Genomic DNA, 13,816 nt, shown 5'->3' with positions numbered 1-13,816 from the left:
TCCATATTCAGTACGTTTCCGGCCCACGATAGCCACCAAAAGGAAAAAATTCCATAACGCTACGTAAAGGGCGAAATCCTTTACTCCGGCACCCGTCGCACCGACAGATTGACGCCCGTCGCCGCCGGCACTACATTCCGCGGCGTGGTGATTTGGCCGGCCGGCTTGCAGCCACGTAAAAAAACTCGCTAAAGGGCCGAGACGACAGTCAGAGGACGTCCCGACCGGTAGCGTTGTTTCGCGGCCGGTTTTTTTGTTTGAGTGAAAGAGCAAGGCCATGCCGATCCGTATTCCAGACCAGCTTCCCGCCCGCGATATTCTCGTGCGCGAGGGCGTGATGGTCATGGACGACACGACCGCGCTGCGCCAGGACATAAGGCCGCTGCAGATCGGCCTGCTCAACCTGATGCCGAACAAGATCAAGACCGAGACCCAGATCGCCCGGCTGATCGGCTCGACGCCGCTGCAGGTGGAACTGACGCTGGTGCGCGTCGGCGGCCATCAGCCCAAGAACACCTCGGCCGAACACCTGATCTCCTTCTACCACACCTGGGACGAGGTGAAGCACCGCAAGTTCGACGGCTTCATCATCACGGGCGCGCCGATCGAGACGCTGCCCTTCGAGGACGTGACCTACTGGGACGAATTGCAGCGGATCCTCGACTGGACCGAGACCAACGTGCATTCGACCTTCAACATCTGCTGGGGCGCGATGGCGGCGATCTGGCATTTCCACGGCGTGCCGAAATACACGCTTCCGAAGAAGGCCTTCGGCGTCTACCGCCACCGCAACCTGAAGCCGGCCTCGCCCTATCTCGCGGGCTTTTCCGACGACTTCCAGATTTCCGTCTCGCGCTGGACCGAGGTGCGCAAGGACGACATCAGGCCCGACATGGGGCTGGAGGTGCTGATGGAATCGCCGGATACCGGCCTCTGCCTGATCTCGGAAAAGAAGTGCAACCGGCTCTACATCTTCAACCATGTCGAATATGATTCCACGACGCTGGCCGAGGAGTATTTCCGCGACGTTGAAAACGGCACGCCGATCGGCGTGCCGGTGAACTATTTCCCGGAAGACAACCCCGACAACAAGCCGCTCAACCGCTGGCGCAGCCACGCCTTCCTTTTGTTCGGCAACTGGATCAACCAAGTCTACCAGACGACGGAATACGACCTTTCCGAAATCGGGAAGCACCGCGATGCCTGACACGCTTGAAATCCGCCCGCTCGAACGCGGCGACGAGGCCGAATGGCGCCGCCTGTGGACCGCCTATCTGGAGTTCTACGAATCCTCGGTGCCCGAAGAGGTCTACGCGTCGTCCTTCGAGCGCATGCTGGCCGGCAATGGCGGCGCGCCGAACGAGTTTCGCGGCCTGATCGCGCTGGTCGGCGGCAAGCCGGTCGGGCTCGTCCATTACCTGTTCCACCGCCACGGATGGAAGATAGAGAATGTCTGCTATCTGCAGGATCTCTATGCCGACCCGGAGGTGCGCGGCAAGGGAATCGGCCGGGCGCTGATCGAGGCGGTCTACGCGGCCGCCGATGAAGAGGGCTGTCCGGCCGTCTACTGGAACACGCAGCATTTCAACGAGACGGCCCGCAGGCTCTACGACCGGATCGGCAAGCTCACGCCCTTCATCAAATACGCGCGCTGACGCCCGATTGATCTTCTTGCGTCTTTCGCCGACACTCTCCCCGGCTTCGGGGAGGGACAGGCGATGCCGGATCAACGCAAGAATTCGACCACCATCGTCCTGCTCGCCGTCTGGGCAGGACTGTTCATCTGGTCCTTCATCCAGTTCTCGATCACCGAACCGACGGGCGACAGCTTTACACGCGGCCTGAACCGCGTGACAGGGTTCCTCGGCTGGCAACTGGCGGCGGGGCTCGTCGCCGTTCCCGTCTTCTTCCTCGGTCGCGGCCATCCGCGGGGCTCCGGCTTGCGATGGGCAAGCCGCCTACCCGCCGCAGCGGCCCTCGCGCTGGTTCTGGCGATCGTCGGCTTCATCGTCTGGGGCAATTACTTCGCCTAGGGCGCCTTCAGCCCTCCTGACGCGCCAGCCACCACGTGGTGTTGTTGCCGTCGTCGATGCCCCCGCGCCGGTCTCCGTCGGGCTTGAGTTCAAGCAGCTGGACGATCGTGCCGCCTGCGTCCAGCGCGCGTTGGAAGGCTTCCTCCACATCGGCGCAATAGACATGAATGCTGGCCTGCGGCCCCTCCGGCATCTCGCCCATCATCACCACCGTATCGTCGATGCGCGCCTCCGCATGCATGATCGAGCCGTCGTCGCGGCGATGCAGGCGCAACGGTTCGGCGCCGAACACGGCCTTGACGAAATCGAGCGTCTTCTGCGCATCGGGAACGATCAGATAGGGCGACAGGCTGGTGTAGCCCTGCGGTTTGTAATCGGTCATGCGGCCTCCCCTGGCTGGTTACCGCAATCCTGTCACGGGCGGGTACGGGACGTGATGACAGCACATCCCATCGGCGCTAGAAAGCGGCATGTTCATTCCCTTCTTCCTCGAACTGAAAGCCGCCAAGGTGCCGGTGTCGCTGCGCGAATATCTTTCGCTGCTGGAAGGGATGCAGGCCGGGCTCGTGACCTGGGATGTCGAGGGGTTCTATTTCCTCGCGCGCGCGGCGCTGGTGAAGGACGAGCGCCATATCGATCGCTTCGATCAAGTCTTCGCCCATGTGTTCAAGGGGCTGGAGGCGGTCTCCGGCGAAACCGGCGTGGATGTCGCCAACCTGCCGGAGGAATGGCTGCGCCGGCTGGCCGAAAAACACCTGTCGGAAGAGGAAAAGAAGCTGGTCGAGTCGCTCGGCGGTTTCGACAAGCTGATGGAGACGCTGAAGGAGCGCCTCAAGGAACAGGAGGGCCGCCACCAGGGTGGATCGAAATGGATCGGCACGGCCGGCACATCACCCTTCGGCGCCTATGGCTACAACCCCGAGGGCGTGCGTATCGGCCAGAATGAAAGCCGGCATCGCCGCGCCGTGAAGGTCTGGGACAAGCGCGAATTCCGGAATTTCGACGATGGCGTCGAGATCGGCACGCGCAACATCAAGGTGGCGCTGAAACGACTGCGCCGCTGGGCGCGGCAGGGCGCGCATGACGAGTTCGACCTCGACGGCACCATACAGTCCACCGCGGAGCACGGCTATCTCGACGTGAAGATGCGGCCCGAGCGGCGCAACGCGGTGAAGCTGGTGATGTTCTTCGATGTCGGCGGCTCGATGGACGACCATATCCGCGTCGTCGAGGAACTGTTCTCGGCGGCGCGCGCCGAGTTCAAGCACATGGAATACTACTACTTCCACAACTGCCTCTATGAGAGCGTGTGGAAGGACAATCGCCGCCGCCACGCCGAGCGCATTCCGACCTTCGACGTGCTGCACACCTACGGCTCCGATTACCGCGTTGTCTTCGTCGGCGACGCCGCGATGAGCCCCTACGAGATCGCCATGGCCGGCGGCTCGGTGGAGCACTGGAACGACGAGGCCGGCGCGGTGTGGATGCAGCGCGTGCTGGACAAATTCCCCAGGACGATCTGGCTCAACCCCGAGCGCGAAGACCGCTGGCGCTACACCCAGTCGACGCAGATGCTCAACGAGATCATGGGCGGCCGCATGTATCCGCTGACGCTGAAGGGCCTGGACGAGGCGACGCGGGAATTGTCGCGCTGAGGCACCCCCTCACGCGGTCACCAGAAGCGTCATGCCCGACAGGATCACGGCTGCCCAGAAAAGCCGGGGGCGCAACCGTCCTTCGCCGAGCAACAGGCTGCCCGCGAGTACAGTCAGCAACACGCTCACCTCGCGCATGGGCGCCACATAGGCGACCGGCGTGAAAGTCAGCGCATAGAGCACCAGGATATAGGCCAGCGGGTTGAAGATCGCGATCACGACAACGCCGCTTCGATGTTCGCGCCAATGCCGGCGGACAAGCGCGCGATTGCGGTGGCGACCGGAGCGAGCAAAACCGCGCGCCCGACGCTGGAGACGTAATCCAGCAGCAAAGGCGGAACCAGCAAGGCGGACACCGCATAGGCATCCCAGGCAGTGTAACTGCCGATCAGGAAGCCCGCGCCAAGGCCGAACAGAAGGGAGGCGGAAAGGTTGTCCGCCCGACGCCTGATGCCGCCTGTCAGCATCAACACTCCGAAAATGACGATCGCCGCGCCGGCCGCCATGAGGGGAGTGACCGTCTCGCCGAGGAACAGGATTGCGAATGAAGTCGACAGCACTGGCCCCGTCGCGCGTGCCGTTGGGTAGACAAGCGAAAGATCGCCTTTGCAGTAACCCGTCTGCAACAGGAGAAAATAGCCGAGATGCAGCATGGCGCTTCCGGCAATGAACGCGAGTTGCGCGATGCCGAACGCCGGCTTTTCGACAATGACGATTCCGATGGCGACGGGAAAAAGGATGATGATCGACAGAACCGAAAACAGCCAGATCAGTTCCGGGCCGCCATTGATGCGCTTGACGAAATAGTTCCAGGTCGCGTGGCAGACGGCGGCGGCGAGAACGAGGAATAGTCCGAGGGATGTCATGAAGACCTCTGAGGTTGGTAAAGACGTGTTTCATCACGCCCTTTCCACTCCCTCTGGTCGTTTCGTCCTCGGGTGTCTGCCGTACACGGCTCATGACGGCGCTCGGACCAGCTTGCGCGAAGCAACGGAACCCTAGCCGCACATGGATAGGCACGGCGTTCCTAGCATTCTGCAGACCGAATAAAAAGTCGACGCTCGGGATCGCCGGCGCTTCGCCATGGCTCCGCGCGTTCGTCGCTCCAATCGACAAATCATTGTCGATCGGTCAGCTCTGCTGACCGCTCCTCACCCCAGCAAAAGCACCTGCAGATCCGCGACATTGGTGCCGGTCGCGCCGGTCATCAGAAGCGCGTCGGCTTCCTTGAGCGCGTGATAGGCGTCGTTGTCGGAAAGGTAAGCATCCACTGACAGATCTTTTGCGTCGAGCGCGGCGATGGTCTTCGGCGTGACGAGACCGCCGGCCGCGTCGGTCGGTCCGTCACGGCCATCCGTGCCACCGGACAGGAAGGCCCAGCCGCGCGGCAGCGGGCTCGCCTCGCACAATACGGCGAAGCGCAACGCCATCTCCTGATTGCGGCCGCCCTTGCCCGAACCCGTCACATGGACGCTGGTTTCACCGCCGGCAAGAATCGCGACCCGCCCCTTGGAGGAGGCCCGGAACGCCGCCGCATGGAAGCTCTCGGCCGCGGCCTGCACGTCGCCTTCGAGCCACTCCGAAAGCACGATCGGCTTATAGCCGCGATGATGCGCCGCGTTCTCGGTCGCCGAAAGGCTGATCCGGTTGGAGCCGATCAGGATGTTCTCCGTCGTGTGGACGAAATCGGCGGCGGGCTCGGCCGCGCGCTTTTCCAGATGCGCCAGAACGCTCTCCGGCAGGCGGTCCGCGATGCCGAGGTCGCGCACGATTTCCAGCGCCTTTTGCGGCGGCGCGGGATCGGCGACGGTCGGGCCGGAGGCGATGATGGCGAGATCGTCGCCCGGCACGTCGGAGAGGATCAGGGCCAGCCCCTGCGCCGGTGAAATGGCGCGCGCCAGCCCGCCGCCTTTCAGCCGCGACAGCGCCTTGCGCACCGTGTTCATGGCGACGATGTCCGCGCCGGATTTCAGCAGCAAATCGCTGGTGGCGATCTTTTCATCGAGCGTCACACCCTCGACCGGCGCGGGAAGAAGCGCCGATGCGCCACCTGAAATCAGGCACAGCACGAGATCGCTCGTCGCGGCTTCGCTGGCGATCCTTTCAACCGCTGCCGCGGCTTCGGCGCCATTCCGGTCGGGCAGCGGGTGAGACGCGCCCATGACCGTCACGCCCTCGATATCGGTGACATTCTCGTAATTGGTGACGACCAGCGTCGCGCCGATCTTTCCGGCCGGCAGCGTCTCCAGCGCGGCGCGCATCATCGGCACGGCACCCTTGCCGGCGGCGATCACATGCACCTTGCCGGCTTCCGACCATTCGCCATTGTGGATCTCGAGAGCGTTGACCACGGCGTCATGCGGATCCGCCGCCGCCACGCCGGCCATGAAAATCGCGCGCGCATCCGCCTTCAGTTCGTCAGTGTCCGCCATGGTGCCTTTTCGCATGCTTGTTTCCTTGCGCCTTTTTGCAGCGCGACGGCCCTCCTGTCACGCCAGGAATTGTCAGGAGACCGTCTCCACGCACGCAAATCCGCTTTTCCGGGCCGCGAATTGCGCTAGCATGCCGTCATGGCCCACGATGAAGCCCTCGCCGCGCGCATGCGCGACATGCTCGAAGGTCTGCCCGGTCTCTCCGAACGGAAGATGATGGGCGGGATCTGTTTCCTCATCGACGGCAACATGGTCGGCGGCGCGCGCCGCGAGAAATCAGGCGACGCGCATTTCATGTACCGCGTCGGCAAGGACAACGAGGAAAAGGCGCTTGCCACGCCCGGCACCCGGCCGATGATCCATGGCGGACGCAAGATGGGCGGCTTCATCTGGCTCGACGAAGACGCCGCGAGCGACGACGCCATGCGCGCGCTGACCTCGCTGTCGCTTTCCTTCGTGACGACCCTTCCGCCGAAATAGGTCCGCCCATGTCCACACAGGAATTTACCGGCTTCACAGACGCGACGCTCGACTTCCTGTCGGGCCTGAAGGCGAACAACAACCGTGAATGGTTCACGGATCACAAGAAGAGCTACGAGGCCGCGGTCAAGAAGCCGACGAAGGCCTTTTCGGACCTGGTGGCGGCCGAACTGGAGCAACTGACGGGCAAGCCGCACAAACCGAAGATATTCCGCATCAATCGCGATATCCGCTTCTCCAAGGACAAGACGCCCTACAACACGCATATCCACCTTTCGTGGGCCACGCCCGGCGAAATTCCGGCCTTCATGTTCGGCGTCTCGACGGAGTACTGCACCATCGGCTGCGGCGCATTCGAGTTTCCCGGACCGGCGCTGGACAAATGGCGCAAGACCGTCTCCGGACCGCAGGGCGAGACTATCGGCGCCTTGCTCGACGGGCTCGTGGAAAGCGGCTTCCGGCTGTCGGAACCGGCCTTGAAACGCGTGCCCGCCGGCGTTACGCCGGACGCCCCGCAGGCCGATCTCGCGCGCCACAAGGGGCTGGCCGTCTGGCACGATCTCGAAGGCCCCGCGGCAGTGACCCGCCCGGACATCATGGCGCGCGTCATGGAGGATTTCGAGCGTCTGTTGCCGGTCCGAAACCTGTTGGCCGGGTTAAGCCAAAATTAGCCACGCCACGGTTTTGCCATGTGATGAAACGCACGCCGGCAACCATTTCGAAGGACTAATCTCCGAGCATGGCCCCAACGGCGCAAAGACGTCGAATGCAGGAGAGGCTCAATGACGATACATCTTCCCCGCCTGATGCTCGCGGCAATGCTCTGCTCGGTTCTCGGTCTCGGCTTGGCGATCAAGTCCGGCCAGGCCGGCGCGAATTTCACCGCCGACGCCTTCACCGGCACCACCTTCGATCACTCCTGATCGCTCCGACGCCAGCGGGCGGACGCCCCGGCGTCGAACGGAATGTGCGAGAACGAGCTGGCGATGGACCGGATCGTGCAAGGAGAAGCCGGAAACGCAGACCGGCCGTTAGCGCACAACCCTCCGATTTCCACTCGGACTCGATAAAATCTCGCTGAAATTAACGTGACCGGATCGGATCGCTTTTCGATGATCCTCCGCGCCGTTCTCTCCGTAACCGCACCAGTCTCACAAACGAGACAGTAGCAACATCAGGAGAGTTCTATGAAGATTTCCAAGATTGCACTCGCCGCCGCCATGTCTGTCGCGCTGACCGCGCAGGTGAAAGCAGCCGATATTGTCGACACGGCGATCGAAGCCGGATCGTTCACGACGCTCGTCGCCGCAGTCCAGGCGGCCGGCCTTGTCGATACGCTGAAAGGCGAAGGCCCGTTCACGGTCTTTGCACCGACCGATGAAGCATTCGCCGCACTTCCCGAGGGCACGGTCGAGGATCTGCTCAAGCCCGAGAACAAGGACCAGCTGACGTCGATCCTCACCTATCATGTGGTCCCCGGCAAGGTGATGTCTTCCGACCTGTCCGACGACATGATGGCCGCGACCGTGCAGGGTGGCGAGATCAAGATCGATCTCGACAATGGCGTCATGGTCAATGACGCTTCGGTCGTCACGGCCGACATTGCGGCCGACAATGGCGTGATTCACGTCATCGACAAGGTGATCATGCCGCAGATGTAATCTGAAGGCAGAATTCGGTGCCGGTCGCAGGAGCGGCCGGCACTTTTTTCGGGTTCTGGGTTAAGTAAGCAGGCTGTGGGAGCGATGATGTCGGTTATATGTCGCATGGCACCGCCGCGTGTCGCAGGAACCTCTTGGAATTCAAGGGGAACCGTCTTGCAAGACGACGCAACAGTCCAGCGACGACGGGATTTCACATTGAGGCAATTGGTGATCCCGACAGGATTCGAACCTGTGACCCTCAGATTAGGAATTATCGTTTTTTACCCTTTATAGCGAATCATAGGTTCGCTTTTTTCCTCCATAATATATTGATATTAAACGTATTTCGTGAGAGTAACTGAACATAGTACTACACCCTATCACGCCACATTATGCTACCTATGTGCTACCTATGCAAAAATCTGCTGCTCTGACAGATGCGCTCGTACGCAATGCAAAGCCTGAGGTCGACCGCCAGTTCGAGATCTGGGACGGGCGCGTCTCGGGCTTCGGCTTGCGGGTATCGCCTTCGGGTACCAAGGCGTTTGTCCTGGTCTATCGACATGCCGGGCGGCCAAAGCGGATGACGCTGGGGCGCTATCCGGATCTGTCACTGGCGGAAGCGCGTTCGAGAGCCTTTGAAGCAAAGGGCATGATTGCGTCCGGGATTGATCCGAAGCCAGCCAAGCCGGTGGAGGAGAGCCGCGATCACAGTTTCGTTTCGGTTGTCGGTGACTTCATCGAGCGGCATGCCAAGCGCAAGACGAGAAGCTGGCAGCAAACCGAGCAGATCCTCCATCGCGAGTTCGTCTCCGTTCTGGGGAAGCAATCGATCGAAGAGATCGAGAAGCGCGATGTCGCCCGCATCCTCGATGGTATCGTTGATCGCGGATCGCCGTCGGCGGCCAACCACGCCTTCCGGATAATCCGCAAGTTCTTCAACTGGTGCGTTGAGCAGGGCTTGGTCGATGTCTCGCCGGTGATGGGCCTTAAGCCTCCGGCCAAATCAGTCGATCGCGACCGCGTCCTGAGCGATAATGAGGTCGCGCGGATCTGGATCGCCAGCGATCAAGTCCCCTACCCCTATGGCACAATCGTCAAGCTGCTGCTTCTAACCGGACAAAGGCGCGACGAAGTGGTCAGCATGCGGCGCGACGAACTGGATCTCGACAACGCCCACTGGACGATTGCTGCCGAGCGAACCAAAAACGGCAAGCCAAACGAGGTGCCGCTGTCACCGCAGGCTGTGCAATTGCTGCGCGATGCCCCTGAATGGGTGTCGGAGTTTGTCTTTCCTGCCCGCGGCCGCCCGGAGCGCAGCTTTTCCGGGTTCTCGAAGTCGAAGAAGGCGCTTGATGCCGCGTCTGGCGTGACCGACTGGCGACTTCATGATCTGCGCCGCACGCTTGCGACCGGGCTCGCCCGGCTCGGTACTGATCCGCATGTCGTCGAACACATCCTCAACCACCAGACGGGAACGCTGAGCCAGGTTGCGCGGATTTATAACCGCCATTCCTATTTGCCGGAGAAGCGCGAAGCGCTGTGCAAATGGGCAGACCACATCGAGGGCATTGTGGCGAAGGCTCGAACTGCGGAGAGCGCCGTTTGAGGTTTTTCCTTTTTGGCTTTTTCTAATATCTAATAATTTCATATAGTTATCATACTAATATAGAGAACTGTCAGTTTGACAGTCGGCGGCTTTCAATTTGACAGACCGGCCCTGTCATTCTGACAGCGGATTTCTGTCAAACTGACAGCCGCGCATCCCCTGCAATATCGCCGTTATCCCCAGGCGCCAGCCCCGTGACAGTGTGACTGTCATTTTGACAGTCGCGCGGTCAGTGCTTGTTGATCGAGTAGATCTCGACGGCCTTGATCCACTTTTCCGTGGCGCGCAGCCCGTAGTCGGAACGCTCGATCAGTTCGGCTTCCTGCGCCTCGTTGAGAGAACGGTAGACTGTGCTTTCGCTTAGGCAAAGGAACTCGGCCAAGTCCCGTTTGGACATGATGCAATAGGGGAACTTCGGATCGCTGGTAGACAGCTTGTGAATGGAATCGATGATTACATAGGTGTTCAACGAGATGTCCATGCGCTCGCGCACATCGTGCAGCACGACCGTGTAACGCGGCCGCTTCTTGTATTTGACACCAGCACCTTCGAAGACGGAGCCGATGCGGTCAAACCCTCCTTCGCTCATATGCGTCCATTATACACCTTCGCCATGATCGCGCTCGTCTTCACTATCCCCATGGTCGAAGGAGCGGACGGAGAGCCGTCGGGATCGTGGCTCCTCTTCATCTTTCCGCGATGCCGGCAATAAAGCTTCCTGCAATCCCTTGATCAGGATGTTGGTCTCTCGGTCGCGTTCCAGCATCGACATGATCTGCTCGTCGCGGCGCTCAAGCTGCGTGTGAAGCCTGCCGATTTGGCGATCCTTCTCCTCGATCTGCTGGCGCAGGAACGCATCGGATGTTTCATCGTTCGATTGCCGCGAGGTCGATGACGATCGACTGGTCTTCTCCTCCGCACGCCCATCGCCGGCCCGCTCCGCCTCGGACCGGTCCTGGCCGGACATGTCCGGCTCCGCGTGCTCAGGCAATTCGCCGCTTTCTCGGGTGACGGCCTCCCCGGCCTTGTCCGGGCCGGGGTGCTCTGGCGCGGCTATGTCCGCCGGTTTCTTCTGCGCCTCGAAAGCCAGCTCCTGGGTAATCTTTACATCGAGAGACGATCGCTCGATCACGTAGCGAAAGTCTGTTTCTGTATCCTGCTTGCGAACAAGCACCTCGGCACTCTCCGGATGGGCGAATGAGCGATGTGCCCAACGACGCACGGTTTTGATGTTGCGGATGAGCCCTTTTGACGCGCAATAGGCGACGGCCTCGGTGACACTCAACCAGTCACCCTCGCTGAAGCGCCGTATCGACTCCGCCAGCACCGGTTCATCGCGTTGGCCTGTTCGCCCGTCATTGCCGCGGTCGTACGCGTCTCCGCCCGGTGCCTTCCAGCCTGGTCCGGGCCTGTCCGGCCCTGGATCCTCCCCATAAGAAGGCGGGCCTGATCGCATCTCATTCATATGCGATCAGTATAGCGCATTCAGTAGATTTGTGCGCGCCGCGCTCCACACATGGGTAGGGGACAGCCAATGGCTTCTATGGGGAGAATAGCTGCGACAAGAATAGGGAAGGGCCGCGGACGCGGGACAAAACCGCGGCTCGCTGACCGTCTCAAATGGAAGAAAAGAAGCGGTTAACGTGTCAGACGATCTGGCACATTCAGTGGTTGTTTGATCTGCATAAGCCGGCTGGAAAAGAACTCTCCGCAAGCGGCCGAACCAGGCTCCGAGATGCGCGATCGGTCGGATTGTGCTAGGATTGAGACACTAATCCAAACATATATGACTACAACATCGATGGAATTATACGAAGCGCTTGTCCATGCCGGCGTCGACAAGGACAAGGCAAAGGCGGCAGCCCATGCCGTCATCACGAGAAGCGAAGCAGAGGACCTTGTCAGTCGTGACAAGCTTGATGCCGTCCGCCAGGCGATCATCGCCGAGATCAAGGAGAGCCGCGCGTCCACGCTGCAATGGGTCGCGACAATGTTGGTGGGACAGGCCGCCGTTATCGTGACGCTACAACAACTCATCTAGAAAGATCGGGTAATGATGGAGAAGCGGTCCAGGAACCAAGTTCGGCAGCGCCAAACCGTATCCGAATAATGACATCAGCGTAATCGACCTTCCGACCAAGCTAACAGCGCTTCAATCTGTGTGCGAATGCTGCGTGTTCATTAATTCGCTTGAAAGCAGTCGAGCGCGATGCATGTGTGACGTCGCGACGACAGACATTCAGGAGATTGAATTGGCCGAAGACCCGACAGTTGAAGAAAACAACACGACAGCCGAGCGCACGGCCCAAGTCGTGTCCGCCTATGTCAGCAACAATGCTGTTCCGGCAACTGATCTGCCGGGACTTATCGAAAGCGTTTACATGTCTCTGCACGGCCTGGGCGGCGTTCAGCAGGAAGAGCCGTCACTCGAACCGGCAGTCAATCCGAAACGCTCGGTGAAGCCGGACCACATCGTTTGCCTGGAGTGCGGAAAGAAGTTCAAGTCGCTGAAGCGCCACATTGGTTCTGTGCACGATTTGACGCCTGAGGACTACCGCGCGAGATGGAATCTTGCTGCCGATTATCCGATGGTTGCACCGGACTATGCGGAACAGAGATCCAAGCTTGCACTATCGATGGGGCTCGGCCGCAAGCCCGCGCAGAAAGCTAGAAAGAAGAAGAAATAGCAGTGAGCGAGACTGACGCTTTTCTTCGCGATCCAGGAATGGTGGCTCCATCGCAAATGTCATCTGGTGTTATCGTCATGCGTGATCGGAGCATATTAAAAAATCCCCACCCGAAGGGGCAGGGAAGGGATCAGAACAGATCCAGCTGTTCGCGGGTCGGATCGTCGATGCCATAGACCTCGCGTGCCATGGCGATCGTCGACTTGCCGGCAAAGAGCGGCTTCGCGATGACGTGGTTGACCGGCGACCATCCACCCCAGATGCGCAAACCCGATCCAGTAAAGCTGACCGAATAGCTGTCCGGGCCACCGCTTCCACCGAAGATGCCAAGGCAATCTTCCAGTGCCGAGGCAAGATCGGCATCCGTCATACCTGCGGCAATCTCGTTCTCATGGCGATCGGCAAATCCGCGCGTCGCCTGTCTGAAGATTGCAATCCGGTCCTGTTCGGTCAGGACGGGTTCCGCGTCAGTCAATAGTCCGACGCCAGCATGATGGTCAGAACCCGGACGGTCTTCGCGCCGATTGCCGGATTCTCTGAGCCGTGCAACAGGTCCGGCGCAAAATAGTCGATCTTCCAGAACAGCTTCTGGCCATCGAGTTCGAAGGTACCGAAGTCATGCTCGCCATGCGGATCGTTGTCCGCGCTGAAGTCATCAAACTCGGCGACGGACTTGCGGGCCAACGTGACGAAATCGTTACCCTCGCCGACAACGCCGGCGGTGATCATGACTCGGCCGTTGCCGACGCCGCTGCGCCGGAATCGATCATTCAGCATGCGGATGCGAGTCGCGCGATCCGGCAATTCAGACCGCCACTCGATGTGGGTGTCACCCTCGCAATCGGCACAATGGGCATGGTCGAAGACTTCGCCCAAGGCCCATCGACCGCGCGATGTATCCCAGACTGCCCAGGCGTCGCGCAGGACATTCGGCGATCCACAGGTGCTACAGGTCGGCATCGATTGGTCATTGGCCGGTTTCGGGATATCCTTGCCGCCGGCGATGACGGAAATGCTTCCATTCCGGTTGTCGTCACTCATGTTGCTCTTCCTCCTTTGGCATGGGCCCGGGACAATCCCGGGCGCATGCCTGGAAGGAAGAGCGGTTTCGACGTGAAGGATCTGGTCTGGGATCAGTCTAGCATGGCAGCGGAATCCCGCCGATGCGTCGCGAAACAGATATTGTGCGACCCGGAAGATACGGCTCAACACAGCCATATTCTGCGCATTGCCCTTCGACCGCACGCTGCGATCTCTTCGCTCGAATGTCTTCTGGT

At 60.6% G+C, this 13,816-nt stretch carries 19 protein-coding genes and 1 riboswitch; of the genes, 11 read left to right on the top strand and 8 right to left on the bottom strand.

The genetic code is table 11. The features are described from left to right. The first annotated feature begins 134 nt into the window (after window positions 1–134). Window positions 135–212: riboswitch (SAM riboswitch) on the top strand. Between the two features lie 65 nt (window positions 213–277). From metA to ACQK2M_RS05475, 3 genes are all read left to right on the top strand, one after another. Beyond that, window positions 278–1,207: a homoserine O-acetyltransferase MetA gene (gene metA / locus ACQK2M_RS05485; protein WP_425416978.1), complete on the top strand. Its 930-nt coding sequence runs from the start codon at window positions 278–280 to the stop codon at window positions 1,205–1,207. Next, window positions 1,200–1,655 (top strand): N-acetyltransferase family protein, encoded by a 456-nt coding sequence (locus ACQK2M_RS05480; protein ID WP_425416977.1) that lies wholly within the window; start codon window positions 1,200–1,202, stop codon window positions 1,653–1,655. Before metA ends, ACQK2M_RS05480 begins: the two co-directional genes overlap by 8 nt. A 63-nt stretch (window positions 1,656–1,718) precedes the next feature. Beyond that, window positions 1,719–2,033: a hypothetical protein gene (locus tag ACQK2M_RS05475; RefSeq protein WP_425416976.1), complete on the top strand. Its 315-nt coding sequence runs from the start codon at window positions 1,719–1,721 to the stop codon at window positions 2,031–2,033. A 7-nt stretch (window positions 2,034–2,040) separates the two neighbouring features. On the opposite strand, the gene ACQK2M_RS05470 is transcribed toward ACQK2M_RS05475, so the two are convergent. Then, window positions 2,041–2,415: a VOC family protein gene (locus ACQK2M_RS05470; RefSeq protein ID WP_425416975.1), complete on the bottom strand. Its 375-nt coding sequence runs from the start codon at window positions 2,413–2,415 to the stop codon at window positions 2,041–2,043. An 88-nt stretch (window positions 2,416–2,503) separates the two neighbouring features. Between ACQK2M_RS05470 and ACQK2M_RS05465 the strand changes: the two genes are divergently transcribed. Further along, window positions 2,504–3,688 carry a vWA domain-containing protein gene (locus ACQK2M_RS05465; RefSeq protein ID WP_425416974.1) on the top strand — a complete coding sequence of 395 codons (1,185 nt, stop codon included), beginning with the start codon at window positions 2,504–2,506 and terminating at the stop codon, window positions 3,686–3,688. Window positions 3,689–3,697: 9 nt separating this feature from the next. Here the strand turns inward: ACQK2M_RS05465 and ACQK2M_RS05460 are convergent, their stop codons facing one another. From ACQK2M_RS05460 to ACQK2M_RS05450, 3 genes are all read right to left on the bottom strand, one after another. Continuing rightward, a complete protein-coding gene (locus ACQK2M_RS05460; RefSeq protein ID WP_425416973.1) occupies window positions 3,698–3,907 on the bottom strand; it encodes a hypothetical protein in 210 nt (69 codons plus the stop codon). Then, window positions 3,904–4,554 carry a hypothetical protein gene (locus ACQK2M_RS05455; RefSeq protein WP_425416972.1) on the bottom strand — a complete coding sequence of 217 codons (651 nt, stop codon included), beginning with the start codon at window positions 4,552–4,554 and terminating at the stop codon, window positions 3,904–3,906. The genes ACQK2M_RS05460 and ACQK2M_RS05455 overlap by 4 nt, the downstream gene beginning before the upstream one ends. 285 nt (window positions 4,555–4,839) lie before the next feature. Beyond that, the gene (locus ACQK2M_RS05450; RefSeq protein WP_425416971.1) at window positions 4,840–6,135 is read right to left on the bottom strand and encodes a glycerate kinase type-2 family protein; all 1,296 of its coding nucleotides are present in this window, start codon (window positions 6,133–6,135) and stop codon (window positions 4,840–4,842) included. 123 nt (window positions 6,136–6,258) lie between these two features. Here ACQK2M_RS05450 and ACQK2M_RS05445 point away from each other — a divergent pair, with 123 nt between their 5' ends. The 5 genes from ACQK2M_RS05445 to ACQK2M_RS05425 all read left to right on the top strand — a co-directional run bounded on the left by ACQK2M_RS05445 (window position 6,259) and on the right by ACQK2M_RS05425 (window position 9,852). Then, a complete protein-coding gene (locus ACQK2M_RS05445; protein WP_223479755.1) occupies window positions 6,259–6,600 on the top strand; it encodes a TfoX/Sxy family protein in 342 nt (113 codons plus the stop codon). A gap of 8 nt (window positions 6,601–6,608) precedes the next feature. After that, window positions 6,609–7,271, top strand: coding sequence for a DUF2461 domain-containing protein (locus tag ACQK2M_RS05440; protein WP_425416970.1), 663 nt, complete (start codon window positions 6,609–6,611; stop codon window positions 7,269–7,271). A 111-nt stretch (window positions 7,272–7,382) separates the two neighbouring features. Next, the gene (locus tag ACQK2M_RS05435; RefSeq protein ID WP_223479757.1) at window positions 7,383–7,523 is read left to right on the top strand and encodes a hypothetical protein; all 141 of its coding nucleotides are present in this window, start codon (window positions 7,383–7,385) and stop codon (window positions 7,521–7,523) included. Between the two features lie 297 nt (window positions 7,524–7,820). Beyond that, complete coding sequence (locus tag ACQK2M_RS05430) at window positions 7,821–8,261, top strand: fasciclin domain-containing protein (RefSeq protein ID WP_425419985.1); 441 nt, start codon at window positions 7,821–7,823, stop codon at window positions 8,259–8,261. Between the two features lie 394 nt (window positions 8,262–8,655). Continuing rightward, window positions 8,656–9,852: a tyrosine-type recombinase/integrase gene (locus ACQK2M_RS05425; protein ID WP_425416969.1), complete on the top strand. Its 1,197-nt coding sequence runs from the start codon at window positions 8,656–8,658 to the stop codon at window positions 9,850–9,852. A gap of 229 nt (window positions 9,853–10,081) precedes the next feature. Here ACQK2M_RS05425 and ACQK2M_RS05420 read toward each other — a convergent pair whose 3' ends face one another. Together ACQK2M_RS05420 and ACQK2M_RS05415 are read right to left on the bottom strand one after the other, a co-directional pair. Continuing rightward, the gene (locus ACQK2M_RS05420) at window positions 10,082–10,441 is read right to left on the bottom strand and encodes a hypothetical protein (RefSeq protein ID WP_425416968.1); all 360 of its coding nucleotides are present in this window, start codon (window positions 10,439–10,441) and stop codon (window positions 10,082–10,084) included. 9 nt (window positions 10,442–10,450) lie between these two features. Beyond that, entirely contained in the window at window positions 10,451–11,317 is an 867-nt protein-coding gene (locus tag ACQK2M_RS05415; protein ID WP_425416967.1) for a hypothetical protein, read from the bottom strand. A 321-nt stretch (window positions 11,318–11,638) separates the two neighbouring features. Between ACQK2M_RS05415 and ACQK2M_RS05410 the strand changes: the two genes are divergently transcribed. After that, window positions 11,639–11,893: a hypothetical protein gene (locus ACQK2M_RS05410; RefSeq protein ID WP_425416966.1), complete on the top strand. Its 255-nt coding sequence runs from the start codon at window positions 11,639–11,641 to the stop codon at window positions 11,891–11,893. Window positions 11,894–12,065: 172 nt separating this feature from the next. Beyond that, window positions 12,066–12,539 (top strand): MucR family transcriptional regulator, encoded by a 474-nt coding sequence (locus ACQK2M_RS05405; protein WP_425416965.1) that lies wholly within the window; start codon window positions 12,066–12,068, stop codon window positions 12,537–12,539. Window positions 12,540–12,669: 130 nt separating this feature from the next. Here the strand turns inward: ACQK2M_RS05405 and ACQK2M_RS05400 are convergent, their stop codons facing one another. Together ACQK2M_RS05400 and ACQK2M_RS05395 are read right to left on the bottom strand one after the other, a co-directional pair. After that, window positions 12,670–13,014 carry a hypothetical protein gene (locus ACQK2M_RS05400; RefSeq protein ID WP_425416964.1) on the bottom strand — a complete coding sequence of 115 codons (345 nt, stop codon included), beginning with the start codon at window positions 13,012–13,014 and terminating at the stop codon, window positions 12,670–12,672. Continuing rightward, window positions 13,011–13,580 carry a DUF3768 domain-containing protein gene (locus ACQK2M_RS05395; RefSeq protein WP_425416962.1) on the bottom strand — a complete coding sequence of 190 codons (570 nt, stop codon included), beginning with the start codon at window positions 13,578–13,580 and terminating at the stop codon, window positions 13,011–13,013. Before ACQK2M_RS05395 ends, ACQK2M_RS05400 begins: the two co-directional genes overlap by 4 nt. Window positions 13,581–13,816: the final 236 nt, after the last annotated feature.

It is taken from the genome of Oricola indica (genome assembly GCF_965227485.1).
Classification (GTDB): Bacteria; Pseudomonadota; Alphaproteobacteria; order Rhizobiales; family Rhizobiaceae; genus Oricola; species Oricola indica.
Note: the sequence above shows the minus strand (reverse complement) of the source record. Positions and strands in the feature narration are given on the sequence as shown.